The organism is Streptomyces sp. NPDC001220, assembly GCF_053597895.1.
Genome location: NZ_JBSFJE010000004.1, coordinates 419,893 through 437,579 on the forward strand (window position 1 = coordinate 419,893; position 17,687 = coordinate 437,579).

Annotated in this window: 12 protein-coding genes; 6 read left to right on the forward strand and 6 right to left on the reverse strand. The window is 69.3% G+C overall.

The genetic code is table 11. The features are described from left to right. Positions 1 to 49 precede the first annotated feature (49 nt). The 3 genes from ACWDGI_RS12525 to ACWDGI_RS12535 all read left to right on the forward strand — a co-directional run bounded on the left by ACWDGI_RS12525 (position 50) and on the right by ACWDGI_RS12535 (position 6,041). Positions 50 to 2,545, forward strand: coding sequence for a SpoIIE family protein phosphatase (locus ACWDGI_RS12525; RefSeq protein ID WP_450758132.1), 2,496 nt, complete (start codon positions 50 to 52; stop codon positions 2,543 to 2,545). Between the two features lie 204 nt (positions 2,546 to 2,749). Next, on the forward strand, positions 2,750 to 3,118 hold the full coding sequence (locus ACWDGI_RS12530; protein ID WP_450758493.1) for a cupin domain-containing protein: 369 nt from the start codon (positions 2,750 to 2,752) through the stop codon (positions 3,116 to 3,118). Between the two features lie 70 nt (positions 3,119 to 3,188). Continuing rightward, positions 3,189 to 6,041, forward strand: coding sequence for a helix-turn-helix transcriptional regulator (locus tag ACWDGI_RS12535; RefSeq protein WP_450758134.1), 2,853 nt, complete (start codon positions 3,189 to 3,191; stop codon positions 6,039 to 6,041). A 16-nt stretch (positions 6,042 to 6,057) separates the two neighbouring features. Here ACWDGI_RS12535 and ACWDGI_RS12540 read toward each other — a convergent pair whose 3' ends face one another. The 6 genes from ACWDGI_RS12540 to ACWDGI_RS12565 all read right to left on the reverse strand — a co-directional run bounded on the left by ACWDGI_RS12540 (position 6,058) and on the right by ACWDGI_RS12565 (position 13,358). Beyond that, a complete protein-coding gene (locus ACWDGI_RS12540) occupies positions 6,058 to 7,263 on the reverse strand; it encodes an acyl-CoA dehydrogenase family protein (RefSeq protein WP_450758136.1) in 1,206 nt (401 codons plus the stop codon). Positions 7,264 to 7,418: 155 nt separating this feature from the next. Further along, positions 7,419 to 8,042 (reverse strand): DUF5134 domain-containing protein, encoded by a 624-nt coding sequence (locus tag ACWDGI_RS12545; RefSeq protein ID WP_450758138.1) that lies wholly within the window; start codon positions 8,040 to 8,042, stop codon positions 7,419 to 7,421. 117 nt (positions 8,043 to 8,159) lie between these two features. Beyond that, positions 8,160 to 9,785, reverse strand: a complete 1,626-nt coding sequence (gene qcrB, locus ACWDGI_RS12550; RefSeq protein WP_450758140.1) for a cytochrome bc1 complex cytochrome b subunit — start codon at positions 9,783 to 9,785, stop codon at positions 8,160 to 8,162. 301 nt (positions 9,786 to 10,086) lie between these two features. Beyond that, complete coding sequence (locus ACWDGI_RS12555) at positions 10,087 to 11,787, reverse strand: FAD-binding oxidoreductase (protein ID WP_450758142.1); 1,701 nt, start codon at positions 11,785 to 11,787, stop codon at positions 10,087 to 10,089. After that, positions 11,784 to 12,410, reverse strand: coding sequence for a lysophospholipid acyltransferase family protein (locus ACWDGI_RS12560; protein WP_450758144.1), 627 nt, complete (start codon positions 12,408 to 12,410; stop codon positions 11,784 to 11,786). Before ACWDGI_RS12560 ends, ACWDGI_RS12555 begins: the two co-directional genes overlap by 4 nt. 135 nt (positions 12,411 to 12,545) lie before the next feature. Next, on the reverse strand, positions 12,546 to 13,358 hold the full coding sequence (locus tag ACWDGI_RS12565) for an SDR family NAD(P)-dependent oxidoreductase (RefSeq protein WP_450758495.1): 813 nt from the start codon (positions 13,356 to 13,358) through the stop codon (positions 12,546 to 12,548). 362 nt (positions 13,359 to 13,720) lie between these two features. On the opposite strand from ACWDGI_RS12565, the gene ACWDGI_RS12570 reads away from it, so the two are divergent. From ACWDGI_RS12570 to ACWDGI_RS12580, 3 genes are read left to right on the forward strand one after another with little or no spacing between them, the layout of a single operon-like run. Beyond that, positions 13,721 to 14,548, forward strand: coding sequence for a hypothetical protein (locus ACWDGI_RS12570; RefSeq protein ID WP_450758146.1), 828 nt, complete (start codon positions 13,721 to 13,723; stop codon positions 14,546 to 14,548). Continuing rightward, a complete protein-coding gene (locus ACWDGI_RS12575; protein WP_450758148.1) occupies positions 14,545 to 16,860 on the forward strand; it encodes an HAD-IB family hydrolase in 2,316 nt (771 codons plus the stop codon). Before ACWDGI_RS12570 ends, ACWDGI_RS12575 begins: the two co-directional genes overlap by 4 nt. Continuing rightward, the gene (locus ACWDGI_RS12580; RefSeq protein WP_450758150.1) at positions 16,860 to 17,654 is read left to right on the forward strand and encodes a ferritin-like domain-containing protein; all 795 of its coding nucleotides are present in this window, start codon (positions 16,860 to 16,862) and stop codon (positions 17,652 to 17,654) included. The genes ACWDGI_RS12575 and ACWDGI_RS12580 overlap by 1 nt, the downstream gene beginning before the upstream one ends. Positions 17,655 to 17,687 lie beyond the last annotated feature (33 nt).

The following is a 17,687-nucleotide window of genomic DNA, read 5'->3' on the forward strand; positions in this document are numbered from 1 at the left end:
TGCCGCAGACGTCTGCTCCGCCGCCACCTATCCGAGGACGACGAATTCGATGATCAGCACTGACGAAGCGATACCCGGTGAGCAGCCGAACATCCACGAGCCCTCGGAGTCGGCGATCGCGATGCTCGACGAGCAGGGGACGGTGGTCGGATGGACGGGGGCCGCCGAGCGGCTGGTCGGGTACTCCGCCGGCGACGTCGTGGGCCGGTCGGCCTCGGCCGTACTGCCGTACCCCGAGGAAGCACCGACGACTGCGGAGTTCGTCGAGCAGTGCCGCACCCAGCGCGGCTGGTCGGGCACGACGACGGTGCGGCACAAGGACGGTCACGCACTCGACGTGAGCCTGCGGGTCTCGATGCTGTGGGGGCAGGGCGGAACGGTCCGGTGGCTGGTGTCCGTGACCGACATCGGCGAGGCCTCCGGGGAAGCGACGAACCGACTGGTGCGGGAGTCCCTGCTCGCCCGCGTCCCCATGGGCATCGTCGTCGGGGACCCGCAACTGCGCTGCACCTGGGTGAACGACACGATGGAGAGCCACGACGGCATCTCCCGCGACCGACGGCTCGGACGTCGATTCACCGAGGTGCACCCGGACGCCGAGACCGAAGCACTCGAGTCAGCGATGCGGCAGACTGTCCGGAGCGGGCCGATCAAGGTCCACGACTACCGGACGCGGCTGCCGTCGAGCCCGCAGCGGGAGCACACGTTCGCGGCTTCGATCTTCTGCCTCCGGGACGCCGACGGCCTGGTGCTGGGGGTGTGCGTCATCAGCGTCGACGTCACCGAGAGCCGGCGGGCGCGCGATCGCCTGGCCATACTCAGCGAGGGCAGCACCCGCCTCGGCAGCAGCCTGGACGTGATGCGGACCAGCCAGGACCTGGCCGACCTGGCCGTGCCTCTGCTCGCCGACTACGTCGCCGTCGACCTCGAGCAGTCGGTGCCCGGCGGAGAAGGGCCCCCGGTCCACGTCGGGTTCACGGGCGAACGCCTCCCTGTTTTCAGGCGCGCCGGTCTGGCCTCGGTCCGTCAAGGGGTCCCGGAGTCCCCATGGGTGCACGGTGAGGTGGTGCCCTGGCCGCCCGCCTCGCCCTTCACCGATGTCCTGAGCTCCGGCAGGCCCCACCTCGAGCCGGTCCTGGACACCGCTCCTGGTACATGGATCGACCATGACCCCACGCGGGCGCGGAAGATCCACGAGAACGGCATGCACTCCCTGATGGTCATTCCCATCCGGGCGCGGCGTGTCCTGCTGGGCATGGTGCTGTTCGTCCGCACCGTGGACCCGGGGCCGTTCCAGGAGGTCGACGTGCTCCTCGCCGAGGAACTCGTCAGCCGCGCCGCGCTGGCGCTGGACAACGCGCGCCAGTACGCCCGCGAGCACACCGCTGCCCTCGCCCTCCAACGGAACCTGCTTCCGCACCGTCTGAAGGGCGGCGCGGCGGTGGAGACGGCGTCTCGTTACCTCCCCGCCGACATGGATCACGGCGTCGGGGGTGACTGGTTCGATGTGATCCCGCTGTCCGGCGCGCGGGTGGCACTCGTCGTCGGCGACGTGGTCGGACACGGGATCAACGCCGCCGCGACCATGGGCCGGCTCCGCACCGCCGTGCGCACGCTCGCCGACATGGAGCTGCCCCCCGACGAACTGCTGACCCACCTCGACGACACGGTCCAGCGGCTGGCCGAGGAGGACGCCGACGGCCCGGAGCAGTACCCCCCGGCCGTGGGTGCCACCTGTCTGTACGCGGTCTACGACCCGGTGACCCGCCGGTGCACCATGGCACGGGCCGGGCACCCCCCGCCCGCGATCATCGACCCGCAGGGGCGGGTCGCCTTCCCCGACCTGCCCACCGGAACCCCCCTGGGCATCGGGCTGGGAGTCCCCTTCGAGGCCGTGGAACTGGAACTGCCCGAGGGAAGTCTCCTCGGCCTGTACACCGACGGCCTCATCGAGACCCGCGACCACGACATCGACGTGGGCATGCACCGCCTCGGCACCGCTCTGGCACAGCCGAGCCGCACCCTGGACGAACTCTGCGGCCGCGCGATGGAGACCTTCCCGGGGCAGGCACCCTCCGACGACGCCACACTGCTCCTCGTGCGGACCCGCACCCTCAGCCCCGCCCAGGTCGCCTCCTGGGCACTGCCGAGCGACCAGACCGCCGCCCGCAGTGCCCGGCACCTGGCAGCCCGTCAGCTGGCCGAATGGGGCCTGGGAGGCCTTGCGGACTCCACACAGCTGATCGTCAGTGAACTGGTCACCAACGCCGTCCGGCACGGGAGCGGCCGGATCACTCTGCGTCTGATCCGGCACCAGGTCCTGACCTGCGAGGTGTTCGACACGAGCGCCTGCTCCCCACGTCTGCTCGGCGCACGCACCCATGACGAGAACGGCCGCGGCCTCTTCCTGGTCGCGCAGTTGTCCCGCCGATGGGGTTTCCGCTCCGTATCGGGTGGCAAGGTGGTCTGGGCCGAAGAGGAGCTGGCCCCCGCGTCAGCACCATCACCGGTTCCCGGGGTGATGCCGCGGGCTCCTGGTTTGTGAGGGCCGCGGACAGGAGGCAAGGTGGTCTTGGAGCTCCGCTCGTGAGGCAGCAGGCGCACGGCCCGCCGCGGACGCCGTACACCGGCCCACGAGCGGTGCCGGACCATCCGTTTCGGGCAGGCCCACGGAGGTGCAGCAGTGTCGGCAGAGGACTCGGCGAACGAGACCGCGCAGCAGGACAGCGAGTCGACGTTCGGCCCCAGGATGCTGGCGGACGTCAAGCCGCCCTTCGTTCCCGAGGGTGCTTCCGGGATGACCGTTCTCGTCGAGTGGCCGCCCGGCGACCCCGGGACTCCTCCGCACCGCCACTCGGGGCCGTGTTTCGGCTACGTCCTCGAAGGGGCGGTCCGGTGGGAGCTCGAGGGCGAGCCGGAACGCGTCATCAAGGCCGGTGAGACGTTCTGGGAGCCGGGCGGTGACGTGATCCACTACCAGAACGGCAACGCCTCGTCGGACGCGCCGGCCAAGTACATCGTGTTCATGATGTGCGCGCCGGGTCAGCCGATGCTCACCCTGGTCGAGGAGCGGGAGTTGACGCAGCGGGCCCATCTGCGCGCCCCGCGCCCCGCCTGACCTGCCGGAGTGCCGATCACACAGGGGGACCGGCGTTGAGGGCGCCCATGGCCTGCGGCATGCTTGCCCCATGCGCACCACAGACCCCACGGGCGGCCTGGACCCCGGGCGCGGTGCGCAGGCGGGGGCCGGGCTGAGCCTGCGGGGGCGGGACCGTGAGATCGCGGCCGTCCGCGAAGCTCTGGTGGCCGTGCGTGGCGGACGGGGCGCCTGCGTCGTCGTGGAAGGCGTGCCCGGCGTCGGCAAGAGCCGGCTGCTCGCGGAGCTGGACGAGCGGGCGCGGCGGTGCGGGTTCGATGTGGTCTCCGTACGGGCCGACGAGTTCGATCAGTACGCCGCAGGGGCCGCCCTGCAGTCGGCCCTGCAGGCCTGCGACGGTTCCGCCCGAGCCGTCGCGGCCGTGGACGACCAGCGGCTCCGGCTGCTGGACAGCATCGCGGACGCTCTGGAGGAGCGGGCTCAGCGCGCGCCGGTGCTCGTGCTCGTGGACGACACGCGATGGGCGGATCCGGCCACGCTCTTCGCGCTGCGCACGCTGCCCGGACGCCTGGCCGCCTCGCGGATCCAGTGGGTGCTGGCGGTCCGGTCGGAGACCGAGCGGCCGACCGTGGTCAGGGTGCGGGAGGACCTCGAACGCCTCGGAGCCCGATGGCTGACCCTCGGTCCCCTGCCGCAGCAGGAACTGGAGAACATCGCGGCCGACGTGCTCGGGGTGAAGCCCTCACCCGGTCTGGCCAGGATGCTGCGAGGTGTCGCGGGCAATCCGTTCCTGGCTATCGAACTGGTGCGCTCTTTTCCTGACACGGAAGCCGTCAAAGCGGAGGCGGGCGCTGCCGGCCGCCTGTACCGAGACATCCCCGTCGGCTTCCGGCAGAGTGTCGGCGCACGTCTGGAGCAGCTCCCGGAGGATGCCGTACGCCTGCTCCAGATCGGCTCCGTCCTCGGCCGCGAATTCGACTTCGGTACGGCCGCCCGCCTGCTCGGCAGGCAGGCCGGCAGCCTGCTGGCAGGCGTGGAGGCCGCCCTGAACGGCGGACTGCTCTCGGCGGACGGCCCGCGACTCGCCTTCCGCCACGACCTCCTGAGGCAGGCCGTCCACGAGAACCTTCCGCCGGCCGTACGGACCACCCTGCACCGGGAGGCCGCCGAGAGTCTGCGCGCCACCGGGGCACGATCGGCGGAGGTGGCCTGGCACGTCGTCATGGCGGGCGGCCCGCTCGACGACGACGCCGTGACCAGTCTGCACACGGCCGTACGGGAACTGTCGTCGACGGCGCCCGACGCCGCCGCGGACCTCGCTCAGCGGATCGCCGGCCTGCTGCCCCGGCGCGACCGGCGTCGTGTCGGCCTGCTGACCGACGCCGCCGAATACCTCGGCCGGACCCGCCGGGTTCACGAGGCGCTCGACCTGGTCGACGCCGCCCTGTCGGACGGTCTGGAGCCGCCGCAGGAGGCGAACCTGCGCCTGGTGGCCGCCGAAATACACCAGGCCGCGGGTGACGACGCCGCCGCCATGACACACCTGCAGCACGCCCTGGACCTCCCCGCGCTGCCGTCCGGCCTGCGAGTCCTGCTGCTGAAGACGCAGGCGACGGGCCACGTGTACCTCGGAAACATCACCGCTGCCGAGCAGGCGGACACCGGCCTGGTCGCGGACTCCTACCGGAGCCCCGATCCGGCCGTCGTCGTCAGCGTCATGGTGTTCCAGTCGCAGACCCTCTTCTACCGTGGGCACCTGGCCCGGGCTCTGGAGCTTGCGGAGGCAGCCACCGCCCGCGCCCGCACCGAGCCCACCGTGCCCTACCTGAGGCCCCCGAGAATTCCGGCGCTGTGGCTGGCCACGGTACTGACCACCACTGACCGGCTCGCGGACACCGAGCGGGTGCTGCGTGAGGGACAGCACGAAGCGGAGGCGCTGGGCCTCGGCTGGTCACTTCCCCACTGGCACGCCCGCCGTGCCTGCGCCCTGCTTGAACAGGGCGCGCTGGACGACGCGGCCGTGGAGGCCGAGGCCAGTCTGGCGGTGGCGGACGAACTCGAGATCACCCAGCCGAATCCGCAGGCCCGCTCCGTGCTGGCACTGGTGGAGATCAGGCGCGGTGACCTCGCCAAGGCGAGGGACCAGCTCCGCGCCGCCGAAGCCGGCTCCGGCACGAACGCACAGCGGTACGGCCTGTGGGTGTCTCTCGCCCGCGCCTGCCTGGCGGCCGCGGAGGGCCGCGACGAGGCAGCGGCAACGGCACTCACGGGCGGCTTCGAGGACAGCGAGCCGACACGGCTGCTCGCCCTTCCGCCGTCCCACTGGCCCGCGATCGTGCGTATCGCGTTGCGCGGCGCGGAGCCGTCGGTCGCGCAGGCGGTGTCCGGCGCACTGCGCACCCTGACCGCCCGGGATGACAGCCAGGAGATCATCGCGGCCGTCCGCGCCCATGTGGACGGCCTGCTCCACCGCGACCCCGGTGCACTCACGTCCGCCGTCACCGGCTACCGGAGCACCGGCAGGGGGCTTGCTCTGGCCGCGGCCTACGAGGATCTGGGCGAGCTCATGGCCACATCGATCGATACCGCGCGGGCGATCCCGTACCTCGAAGAAGCGGGTCAGCTGGCGTCGGCCTCGGGAGCCCGGCGCGATCACGAACGGATCAGGCGGCGTCTTCGGCAACTCGGGGTGCGCGCGGGCGCCCCGCGGCAGGACACGACCAGCTCCCCGGGGTGGACGAGTCTGACCGAATCCGAACGGAAACTTATCCCGCTCGTCGTGGACGGCCTGACCAACCGGGCGATCGCCGACCGGCTCTACGTGTCCGTGCACACCGTCAACACCCACATGAGGCACATCTTCACCAAGCTCGGCATCAACACCCGCGTCGAACTGACCCGGCTGGCCGTCGAACGGGGCGAGACCGCCGACGGAGCCGAGTGAGCGCTTCCGGCACGACTCACACGAAGGCGCTCTGCCCGGTGATGGACTTTCCGACGATGAGGGTTTGCATCTGGCGGCTGCCCTCATAGGAGTAGAGGGCTTCGGCGTCGGCGAAGAACCGTGCGACGTCGTAGTCCAGGACGATGCCGTTGCCACCGAAGATCTCGCGGCTGAACGCGACGACCTCCCGCATCCTCGATGTGGTGAACCCCTTGGCCAGCGCCGAGTGGTCGTCGCGGAAGACGCCCTGGTCCTGCAGCCGGGCGAGCTGTACCAGCATGCCCCAGGAGGCGGTGATGTCGCCCAGGCTCTTCACCAGCAGGTCCTGCACCATCTGGAACCCGGCGATCGGACGCCCGAACTGCTGACGCTCCTTGGCGTAGGCGAGTGCGAGCTCATAGGCACCGATCATGACACCCAGGGCCTGCCAGGCGACACCGCTGCGCGTGAAGCGCAGGATCTCCGCGACGTCCCTGAAGGAGTTGATGTTCTGGAGGCGGTTCGCCTCCGGCACCCGTACGTCGGTCAGGGTGATCTCGGCGTTCTGTACGATCCGCAGCGCGATCTTGCCCTCGATCTTCACCGGCACGAAGCCCGGGGTGCCCTTCTCGACGACGAAGCCCTTGACCTGGTTGTCGGCCACGTCCCGCGCCCACACCACGACGTGGTCGGCGAAGGTCGCGTTGCCGATCCACCTCTTCGCGCCGTTGAGGACCCAGGTGTCGCCCTGGAGCCTGGCGGTGGTGCGCATGCCACCGGAGACGTCGGAGCCGCCCAGCGGCTCGGTCATGGCGAAAGCGCCGATCTTCTCCATCGAGGCCATGGCGGGCAGCCACCTCTTCCGCTGCTCCTGGTCGCCGCCGGTGTAGATGGAGTAGAAGCTGAGTCCGTTGTGGACGCCGAAGAAGGTGGCGACCGAGGCGTCGACACGGCTCATCTCCATCGCCAGCATGCCGCCGAGCAGATGGCTGGCGGCGGGCAGGTGCTCACCGTAACCCTCGTAGGACAGGGCGGTCAGGCCGCTCCCGCGGAACTTCTCGATCAGCTCCATGGGGAACTCACCCCTGTCCCAGTACCCGTTGACCATCGGCTTTATCTCGTCACGCAGGAAGGCGCGGGCCTTGCGCAGTATCTTGCGTTCGTCGTCCGTGAGGAGCGCCTCGTAGCGGTAGAAGTCGGCGCCCAGCAGGTCGGACGGCGGTGCGGGGGGAGCGGTGGTCATGTCATTCTCCTTCGGCGTCGGACATGGAGCTGTCCCAAGAGGGCGGTGCGACGGGAAGCCGGTGCCCGGTCCACCAGTTGACCGACGGGCCATTCCGGCTGTGACGGCCACCGGCACGGTGGTCCGTCCGGCTGAGCGGGGTTCCGGCGAAGAGATCAGTGGGGCATCAGCAGCATGACCGCCGTTCCCATGGCTGTCGCTCCGTCCCAGAAACGGTTGCAAACGCTCTTCAGGCTGGTCGGGTTGTCGGCCGTCCCGGTCGTTGCGCGCAGTGTGGGCATGTCACGGGTCAACGAGCGGAGAGAACAGGTGAGGAGGTACAGCGCCAACACCCCTGTGACGATGTTGTCGGCCTTCGACTCACCCGTGAAGTGGCGGAGACCCACGGCCTGGTGTGCTGTCGGTACACCCACGGCCATGGTCGGGTGCGCATGGCCCGCCGCGCGGTACGACATCCAGGTCATCGCCGCCATGCCGACCGCGTAGGGCACTCTCCTGGCGGTTGCCGACAGCCGTCCCTCCTGGCCGCACCTGACGGCGGTCAGCGGGAACCACACCGCGGCGCCGGCGAAGAAGACCGACTGCGGCAGCTCCGGCAGGGCGCCACCCCAGCTCCACGGCATCACTGTCATGGCCAGGGCCATGGCGGCGTGCAGCAGATCGTCGACGCGGCCGCGGAAAAGACGAGTCCGTGTCAGGACACCCTGCCGGAGCGCGCGCACGGCGGCCGCTGAAAACAGGCCGGTCAGCAGGTAGGGGACAACTCCAGCGGCACTCATGCCGAATCGCACCTTCCCACGGAGCGGCCAGGATCCGTGTCGGAACTGCATTGTCTGGGTGGGTGGTCGGCCAGTCGGCGGAGCGCGGGACGCGCGGCTGCCTACGGGCCGCTCTGTTCAGCGCAGGTGCTCATCGGCGATCTCCCGGTACTCCTGCGTGGTCGGCTTGGGGATCTGTGAGCCTTCGCCGTAGAGGGCGCGGCTCAAACCGACACGCAGGCGGCGGCCGAGGCGGGCGCCGGCACCCGGGCTCTCCGCGTTGCCGTTCGCGCCGGGTGCGATCGGCGTGTACTGCTCATGCTGTGTGAGAAGGTGGAGTTCCGCCTGGCCGAGAGGCTCGTGCACCTCGATGAACTCGCCGTCCGGCAGACGTTTTACGACACCTGTCTCTCGGCCGTGCAGCACCTTGTCGCGGTCTCTGCGTTGCAGACCGAGGGCCCACCGCTTCGCCACGGCGTAGGCTGCGACGGGCGCGACGAAGAGACCGATGCGGATCGTCCACGTCACCGATTCGACCGAGAGATGGAACCGGGTGGCGATGATGTCGTTCGCCGCGCCGGTGAGTGACACCAGATAGAAGCTGATCCAGGCGACACCGAGTGCTGTTCGCACGGGGCGGTTGCGCGGTCTGTCGAGAAGGTGCTGCTCACGAGAGTCCCCGGTCAGCCAGGGCTCGATGAACGGGTACACGCCCATGGCCAGGAAGAGGCCGACGCCTGCCACCAGCGGGATCAGGTTGTCCAGTGCCAGGGTGTGACCCCAGAGGTCGATTTCCCAGCCGGGCATGACGCGCAGCAGTCCGTCCGCCACGCCCATGTACCAGTCGGGCTGCGATCCGGCCGAGACCTGGTCGACGCGGTAGGGGCCGTACAGCCAGATGGGATTGACCTGCACCAGTGCTGCGATGGCGAAGATGGCACCGGTGACCAGGAAGAAGAAGCCCGCGGACTTGACCGCCCGTACCTTGAGCGGCAGGCCCACCACGTTCTTGTTGCTCCGTCCCGGGCCTGGATACTGCGTGTGCCGGTGGAGGAGCAGCAGGATCAGATGGGCCACGAGCAGTCCCACCATGAGGGCGGGGATGATCAGAACGTGGACTGTGTTGAAGCGAGCCACCAGTTCACCGCCCGGGAACCCGCCTCCGAAGAGAAACATCGACAGGTAGGTTCCGACGATCGGTATGGAAAGGATCGTCCCGTTCACGACGGCGAGCCCGGTTCCGGAGAGCAGGTCATCCGGAAGGTCGTATCCGGTCAGCCCTCCGAACATCCCGAGGACCAGGAGCAGGAACCCGAACAGCCACTGGAATTCCCGGGGCTTGCGGAAGGCGCCGGTGAAGAACACGCGCAGCATGTGGACGAGCATGGACCCGATGAACACCAGGGCTGCCCAGTGGTGGGCCTGCCGGATCAACAGGCCGCCGCGGACGTCGAAGGAGAGGTGCATGGTCGAGTTGAACGCCTCCGACACCGTCTGCCCCCGCAACGGCAGGTAACTGCCGTTGTACCGCACCTCTTTCATCGACGGATGGAAGTACAGGGTCAGATAGACCCCGGTCACGACAATGACGATGAAACTGTAGAGACAGATCTCTCCCAGCAGGAAGGACCAGTGGTCGGGGAAAGCCTTACGTGCTTTGGCCCGCAGCAGGCTGTACGGGCCCAGGCGTCCGTCCGCCCAACGGGCCATGCGCTCCCCGCCGCTTCCTTCGCCTGCTTCTTCTTTCTGGCTCTGATCACCCATGCCCCTGAAACCATTCCTCATCCGGCCCGAAAGGGACGGTCTTCATGTCATGAGCCTGTCTTGTTGCCGACAGCGAACGGATACGGCGGGTTGGTCGCCCGCGGTGGGCGGAACCGAGACAGCGGGGCGCCGGGTCCGCACTTCTTGGGCGAGCAGGTTCATGACTTCTTCCACCCATATGACCGGGCATGAGGCATGAATGTGACACGCATGACCCCGAGGTGGTGCCCAGTGCTCTCACGCCGCTTCATCGGGGTCTCTCGAAGGCGTTCTGGAACGCCGGCGCCGCGGACCGCCGTGCTCAGAGCACGATCTTGCGAGGGTTGAAGTTGCCGCCCGGGTCGGCAGCGTCGAAGAGGCCCGACATGATGGCGACCCCCTCCGTCGAGATGTCCTCCTCCAGCCAGGGCGCGTGCTCCAGGCCCACCCCGTGGTGGTGCGAGATCGTGCCGCCGGCGTCGACGAACGCCTGCTGGATCGCGCGCTTGACGGTGTCGTACTCGCCGAGCGGATCGCCACCGAACACGAAGGCGAAAGTGAAGTAGAGGCAGGCTCCGGAGTGGTACGAGTGCGACATGTGTGACATGGTCCAGCCGGTGCGGCCGATCTTCTCGTAGGCGGTGTCGGCCGCCGCGTAGACCGCGGCGTGGATGCCACGCAGCTTCGACCAGGGACCGGCGGTCTCGCTCACGTCGCCGGCGGCACCGCGGTCGAGCAGGAAGTCGCGGATGTACGGCGTGTCGAACTTCTTCTGGTCGTAGAGCGCACCGGGTCCCTGGCCGACCGCGATGCCGTGATGCCTGCGCACGATCCGGCCGACGAGCGACTTCTGCCGTTTCACGTGTGCCTCGTCGCCCTCGAAGCCGATGAAGGAGAGGCACATCTCGTCGAGGTTCCAGCCACGCCTCTTGAGATAGGCCATGAGGCCGGCCTGTGCCTTCTTCTGAACACCCTTCGACTCCTTGCTCGTCGCCAGGGAGAAGGCCGTCTCATACGCGTCCGAGACACGGGTGACCGAGGGCGAGACGTCGCTCTCGGCGATCTCCTGCATCGCCGCGAGGCCGTGGTCGAGATTCTCGAAGAAGTAGGCGTGGATGGCCCGCTTCTCGGGGAGCCGGTGCACCTGCACCGTGACCTCGGTGATGACGCCGAGCCGCCCCTCGGAGCCCACCACCATCTCCCGCACGCTCGGCCCCGTCGACGCGCTCGGAACGGCACGGATCACGAGGATCCCCCCGGCCCGCACGACACGCAGCCCCTTGACGATGTCCGCGATGTCGCCGTACTTGTCCGACTGCATGCCGGACGAGCGCGTGGCGACCCACCCGCCGAGCGTCGAGTGGGTGAACGAGTCGGGGAAGTGCCCCATCGTCCAGCCGTCCCGATTGAGTTGAGCCTCGAGATCGGGGCCCAGCGCCCCGGCCTGGACACGCGCCAGGCCGGAGTCGGGGTCGATCTCCAGCACCTGGTTGAGGCGTCCGAGGTCGAGTGAGACGACCACCCGGGACTCGTCCAGGTGCGGCTCGAGACTGCCCGCGATATTGCTGCCGCCACCGAAGGGGATGATCACCGCGTCCGCCTGGACGGCCGCGTCGACGACGCTCTGCACCTCCGCCTCGTCGGCCGGGTAGACGATCACATCGGGACTGCGTGCTATGTCGCCGGCTCGGACGCGAACCAGGTCACGCAGGCTTTTGCCGTAGGTGTGGACGACCCGGGACAGGTCGTCGACATCCGTGTTCCCGGCTCCGACGATGCCGTTCAGGACGGCGACGAACTCCTCGGGCGCCGTCGAGGCCGGCACCTTCAACTGCGAGAAGTCGGGCCGTTCGGTGGGCTCGCCGGCCCGGAGATCGAGACCGACGGCCCTCTGTACGAACGGTGCGAAACCAGGTTTGTCCTCGTGTCGGAATCCGACACCTTCCACGCCCCAGCCCCACCACTTCATGTGTTTCACATCGTCGGAGCGCAGCGCCTGGGCGCGGCCGGTGGTTTCGGTCACGATAGGTCTCCTTGAGGTATACGACGGGAGGTCGCACCGACGCCGAGGATGCGGTCGGAGTTCTCCTCGGTGAGGGTGAGGATCGCCGAGCGGATGCGTTCGGTGAACTCGCTCCTCAACTCCCCTGGAAAAGCGGTGAGCGGTTCACCGAAGACAACCCCGACCGGCAGACGGCCCGGTTTCGGCCAGTTCGACCCGCGAGGATGTGCCGCATGCGCGCCGATGACCGCGACGGGGAGCACCGGCACCTCGGCCGACGAGGCGAGTGCCGCCGCCCCCGGCTTGAACGCCCCGAGCGATCCGTCGCGCGAGCGGGTTCCCTCGGGAAAGATCAGGAGCGGTACCCCTCGGTTCAGCAGAGCCTTGGCGCTCACTCCGCGCGCGTTCACTCCGGTGCGGTCGACCGGGAAGGCGTTGAAGAAGAGGGTCGTCAGGCCGCGCCGCCGCCACACGTCGAAGAAGTAGTCGGCGGCGGCTCCCACGGCCAGGTAGCGCGCCAGTCGGCGGGGCAGCGCGCCCATGATGAGTGGGGTGTCGAGGTGCGAGGTGTGATTGGCGACGACGACATACGAGTCCTCGACGTTCGCCAGGCGCTCGCGCCCGAGCACCGTGACGCTGGTCATGCTCCAGACGAGGGGCTTCAACAGCCCCCGCTGCGCGATGAAACGCGCGGCAGCGTGGGAGCGTGAGGTGAAACGGCCGCGTATCGTCGCAGGCATCCGCTTCCTTCCCGTGCGGGCTCGCCCGCACTGATTCCTTCAGTGAGTGAGGCTGTCGTTGCGGCTGGAGGAGATACGTCGCGAGATCCACCGGACGGTGCGGCGTGGAAGATGACGTGTGAACCAGATGAGCAACCGGTATCGGAGGCTCGGCACGGAGATCACCCGTCCGCGGCGCACGTCGCGCAGACTCGTCTCGACCAGTCGCCGGGCATCGAGCCAGAGGAAGTCGGGAATGCTCGACGACCGGATTCCGGCCCGTGTGTGGAATTCCGTGCGGACCCAGCCCGGACAAAGTGCCGTCACGGTGACGCCCGTTCCGTGGAGCTCGTTCGCCAGTCCCTCGGAGAGCGCGGTCAGGAAGGCCTTGACGGCCGAATAGCTGCCCATCGTGACGAAGCCGGCCGTGCTCGACACATTGACGATCGCACCGTGCCCGCGTTCGCGCATGGCCCGCCCGGCGGCACCGGCGAGCACCAGCACCGCGCGCCCCATGACCTCGAACGCCCGGTCGTGCGGAGCGGTGTCGGCCGACGTCATCGGTGCGTGCACGCCGAAACCGGCGTTGTTCACGAGCAGGTCCACGGGACGGGCCGGGTCCGCCAGCCGGGCGGCGACCCGCTCGACGGCGGCTCGATCGGACAGGTCGGCGGGGAGCACCTCGACAGCACGGCCCCGGGATTCGAGCTCGGCCGCCGTCCGGCCGAGCCGCTCCCTGTCGCGCGCCACCAGGACAAGGTCCCATCCGCGCTCCGCCAGAGCGCGCGCGAACTCCGCTCCGATACCGGACGTGGCACCGGTGACAAGTGCGACCCGTGGACGAGCCGACCGGTCAGCAACCCGCTTCTGCATGGCAACTCGAAGATCCACAGGGCTTCCATGTCCGAGGTCCGACGAGCCGGCCCAGGGGGACTGCCTCGGTCGTACAACGCAAGACGGCCGGGTCCTCACGCATGACACACCTTTCGTTTCTCGGCTCATCGGGTTAGACCGGCCACGCATCCGTCCTGTGACACGAGCTTCCGCACCGGGCGGAGATGAGCGATGCCCGGCAAGGTCCGGCGCACGCGGCCGCACCCGCAGGCCCACGGAGCCGCGTCACGTGTCACACATGTGCCGGCCGCCCGGTCTCACGTGACGGCCCCCGACGGCTTCGCGCACGCTCCGGGGCTTCCGCAGCGTTTCCCCCTGCTCCCGCCCCAGAAAGCCTGTGCATGAACTCGAACAACGAGACGACGACCGCGCCGCCCGAGACAGCGGGCTTCGACGTGCGTGAGTTCGCCCGCACGGCACACGGCAGCCACCGCGGAACGCTCGACCTCGGGTCGCTCGCCGAAGAGCCGCTCGATGCCGAATCCGTCCGGCTCGTTCGCGCGCTGCGCGACATGGAACGCGCGACGCTGCACCGCGTGCGCGACCTCCTCGTCACGGCGACACACAAGGACGCCCGTGTCACCGCGTTCCTCACCACATGGATGTTCGAGAGGTTCTGGATAGCCGATGTCCTCGACGCCGTCCTGGAAGCCTCTCCGGCCGCCCGCGACCTCCCTTCGAGCGCCGGTCCGGCGCGGTGGGTACTGGCGGAGCGCCGCGAACGCCGCGGGCCGATCCGTCGTTCCCTCGTCGCGAACATCACCGGTACGCAGATCGTCGCCGAACACGTGACGACGGCCCTCGTGGACGAATGGATCACGCAGGCGGCCTACCGGCGTCTGGCGGGTGCGTCCTCCGCCATGGCGTCGATCATCGACCCCGTGGTGGAGATCAAGCATCGCCACATCCGCTTCCTCGCCGAGGAGGCGGAACGCCGGCTCCAGGGCTCGGCCCGCGCCCGGCGCATCACCCGCCGCGCCCTCCGGCGCGCCGCCTGGCCGCTCGGCTCGGTCGGTCGCTCCGGGCACGAGCGCACCTTCTTCGAACGCCATGTCTTCGGCGACCGGAGCGGACGAGCCGAGGCACGCCGTATCCGCGGAATGGTCGCCGCGCTCCCCGGCATCCGCCCCGGCGTCGCATCCACCGTGGAATCGAGGCTCCTCCCATGACATCGCAGAACGCGAAGACCGAACTCGGCGACGCGCACGTCCTGCTGACCGGCGCGACCGGCTTCGTCGGGCAGGCCGTGCTCGAACGGCTGCTCACCGACCACCCCGCCACCCACATCTCGCTCCTCGTGCGCGGGAAGGGCAGCCAGACCGGGCAGGACCGGCTCCGGCAGCTGCTGCGCAAGCCCGTGTTCGAGCGCTGGCGGGATGCCGTGGGCGCCGAGGAGGCCGAGCGCGTCGTCCGTACCCGGATCACGGTGCTCGACGGCAGCATGACCCGCATCCCCGAACTGCCCTCGCACCTTGACGTCGTCATCCACTCGGCGTCGACCGTCTCGTTCGACCCGCCCATCCACGAGGCGTTCGACACCAACGTCAACGGCGCCGTAAGCCTCTACGAGGCCTTGCTCGCCTCCGGATCCGATCCGCACGTCGTCCACGTGTCCACCTGCTATGTCGGAGGGCTCCGTCGCGGTGTGGTGCCCGAGGCCAAGCTCGAACACGATGTCCTCTGGCACACCGAGTGGACCTTGGCGGCACGGACCCACGAGCGGACCGAACTCACCTCGCGCGAGCCGGCCATGCTCGAGCGGTTCATGTCCCGCGCCCGCGGCAAACACGGGAAGGAGGGTCCGATCGCGGCGGCCCGCGCGAGCGAGAACGCGCGGCGCGAGTGGGTGCGTTCCCAGCTTGTCGCCGCCGGCCGCCGGCGCGCGCAGAGTCTGGGGTGGACCGACGTCTACACCCTGACGAAGGCACTTGCCGAACGTGCCGCGGAAGACCTCTGGGGCGAGGCCGGACACCGGCTCTCGGTGGTCCGGCCCGCGATCATCGAGAGCGCGCTCCAGCATCCGTTCCCCGGCTGGATCGACGGCTTCAAGGTCGCCGATCCACTGATCTTCGCCTACGGCCGAGGCCAGCTGCCCGACTTCCCGGGACTGCCCGACTCGATCCTCGACGTCATCCCCGTCGACTTCGTCGTCAACGCCATCCTCGCCGCGGCGGCCAACCCGACCCCCGTCGACGAGCCGAAGTACTTCCACATCGCCTCGGGCGCGTCGAACCCGCTGCCCTTCCACCGCATGTACGAGAACGTACGCGACTACTACACCCGGCACCCGCTGCCCAAGGGCGACGGATTCGTCGAGGTACCGGCCTGGAAGTTCTCGGGCGAGCGCAGGTTCAACCGAGGTCTTCGGCTGGCGAAGAAGAAGGCCGACCTGTGGGACGCCGCGCTGCGGCTGATGCCGAACGACGAGCGGAAGCGCGCTCTCGCGACCGAGAACGCCAAGCTGCGCGCCGGCATCGCCACCCTCCGCAACTTCACCGACCTCTACCGCGCGTATGCGCAGACCGAGATCGTCTTCGACGACCGCAACACCCGCGCGCTGAACAACGCCCTCCCGGCCGAGGTGCGCGAGGACCGTGGCTTCGATGTGGAGCGGATCGACTGGGAGGAGTACCTGCAGAAGGTGCACCTTCCCGCCATCGGCGAGCTGACGTCGGCCTACCGTCGCCGGAGGGCCGCGGCCGCTGGGCCGGCGAACGCCCGCCCGAAACGCGAACTGCCGCGGCGTACCGACGTACTCGCGGTCTTCGACCTCGAACGGACCGTCGTCGACTCCAACATCGTCGAGCAGTACCTCTGGGTGCGCACCGCAGGCTTCCGCAAGGCGGCCTGGCCGAAGGAGGCGGCGGACCTGCTCGCCGCACTGCCCGGCTACCTCCGCGCCGAGAGACGTGACCGCGGGGAGTTCATCCGCGCGTTCCTGCGCCGCTACCGCGGCATGTCCGTCGCCCGTCTCGAGGAGGTCGTACAGCGCGGGTACGCCGACACGATGCTGCGGCACACGAGCGCGGACGCCCTGGAGCGCATCCGCGAGCACCGTGCGGCAGGTCACCGCACCGTCCTGGTCACCGGCTCCGTCGGGCTTCTCGCCGCTCCGCTCGCCGACCTGTTCGACGAGGTCGTCGGGAGCTCCATGCACGTACGGGACGGTGTGCTCACCGGCTACCTGGCGAAGCCGCCGCTCGTCGACGAGGCGAGGGCCGCCTGGCTTCAGCGGTACGCCGAGGAGGGCGGCTACGACCTCGCCGCGTCCTACGGCTACGGCGACAGCCACTCCGACCTGCCGTGGCTGTCGCTGCTGGGCAAGCCCTCGGCGATCAACCCCGACGCCGGACTGGCGCGCGAGTCGCACAAGAGGAACTGGGACATCCACCGCTGGAAGAGGGGCGGTTCGGGGGTGCGCCGCGATGTCATCGCGGCACGGGCGACGATTCCGACGCGCACCGACGAGAAGAGCGACTGATGGCTTTCGACATAGACAAGTACACGAAGAACTCCACCGGCGTGCAGTGGGCCGACCTCGACTTCGACGAGTTCGAGCGCAGCCCACTGTCCGAGGAGACGTTGCGCACGCTGCGCTACATGTGTGACATCGAATACCACACCGTGTGCTACCTGCGTGATCTGCTGACGACCCCGTCTCACGACGAGCCCGCGGTGGGCGCTTTCATGACGATGTGGAACCGTGAGGAGTTCTGGCACGGCGAGGCACTCGCGGCCGTGCTGGAGCGCCACGGCCTCCGAGTCGACTTCGACGAGCTCAAGGCGACCCGACTGAAGCTCGGCTGGAAGGACCGCCTGGGGACGGTGAAGCAGACAGTGATCGGTCGGCTGGTCGGCAACGACTTCGTGGCCGTGCACATGGCGTGGGGCGCGGCGAACGAGTGGTCGGCGACGGCGGCGTATCACCGGCTTGCCGCGCTGGAGAGCCACCCGGTGCTGGTACCCCTGCTGAAGCGGATCGCACAGCAGGAGACGAAGCACGTCGCGTTCTACGCATCGCAGGCACGCGACCGGCTCGCGGCCAGCAGGAAGGCCCGCGTGGTGGCCCGCCTGGCGCTCGAAAAGGCCTGGGGCCCGGTCGGCTCGGGCGTGATGCCCGAGACCGAGGTCACGCACGTCATGACTCACCTCTTCGTGGGCCCCGAGGGCCGCAAACTCATCCGCGACATCGACTCGCACATCGCGAAGCTGCCGGGCATGGACGGGCTGCGCATAGTCGAGGACGCCATGGACAGGCGCGGGATCGCCGCCTGAGGACGATGTCGGAACGGCTGTCACAACGGCTGA

Excerpts from the sequence above, each read along its gene's own strand:
- ACWDGI_RS12565 (WP_450758495.1), bottom strand. The coding sequence starts at position 13,358 with ATGCAGAAGCGGGTTGCTGACCGGTCGGCTCGTCCACGGGTCGCACTT.
- qcrB (WP_450758140.1), bottom strand. The coding sequence starts at position 9,785 with ATGGGTGATCAGAGCCAGAAAGAAGAAGCAGGCGAAGGAAGCGGCGGG.
- ACWDGI_RS12535 (WP_450758134.1), top strand. The coding sequence starts at position 3,189 with ATGCGCACCACAGACCCCACGGGCGGCCTGGACCCCGGGCGCGGTGCG.
- ACWDGI_RS12540 (WP_450758136.1), bottom strand. The coding sequence starts at position 7,263 with ATGACCACCGCTCCCCCCGCACCGCCGTCCGACCTGCTGGGCGCCGAC.
- ACWDGI_RS12525 (WP_450758132.1), top strand. The coding sequence starts at position 50 with ATGATCAGCACTGACGAAGCGATACCCGGTGAGCAGCCGAACATCCAC.
- ACWDGI_RS12530 (WP_450758493.1), top strand. The coding sequence starts at position 2,750 with ATGCTGGCGGACGTCAAGCCGCCCTTCGTTCCCGAGGGTGCTTCCGGG.
- ACWDGI_RS12560 (WP_450758144.1), bottom strand. The coding sequence starts at position 12,410 with ATGACCAGCGTCACGGTGCTCGGGCGCGAGCGCCTGGCGAACGTCGAG.
- ACWDGI_RS12545 (WP_450758138.1), bottom strand. The coding sequence starts at position 8,042 with ATGAGTGCCGCTGGAGTTGTCCCCTACCTGCTGACCGGCCTGTTTTCA.
- ACWDGI_RS12575 (WP_450758148.1), top strand. The coding sequence starts at position 14,545 with ATGACATCGCAGAACGCGAAGACCGAACTCGGCGACGCGCACGTCCTG.
- ACWDGI_RS12570 (WP_450758146.1), top strand. The coding sequence starts at position 13,721 with ATGAACTCGAACAACGAGACGACGACCGCGCCGCCCGAGACAGCGGGC.
- ACWDGI_RS12580 (WP_450758150.1), top strand. The coding sequence starts at position 16,860 with ATGGCTTTCGACATAGACAAGTACACGAAGAACTCCACCGGCGTGCAG.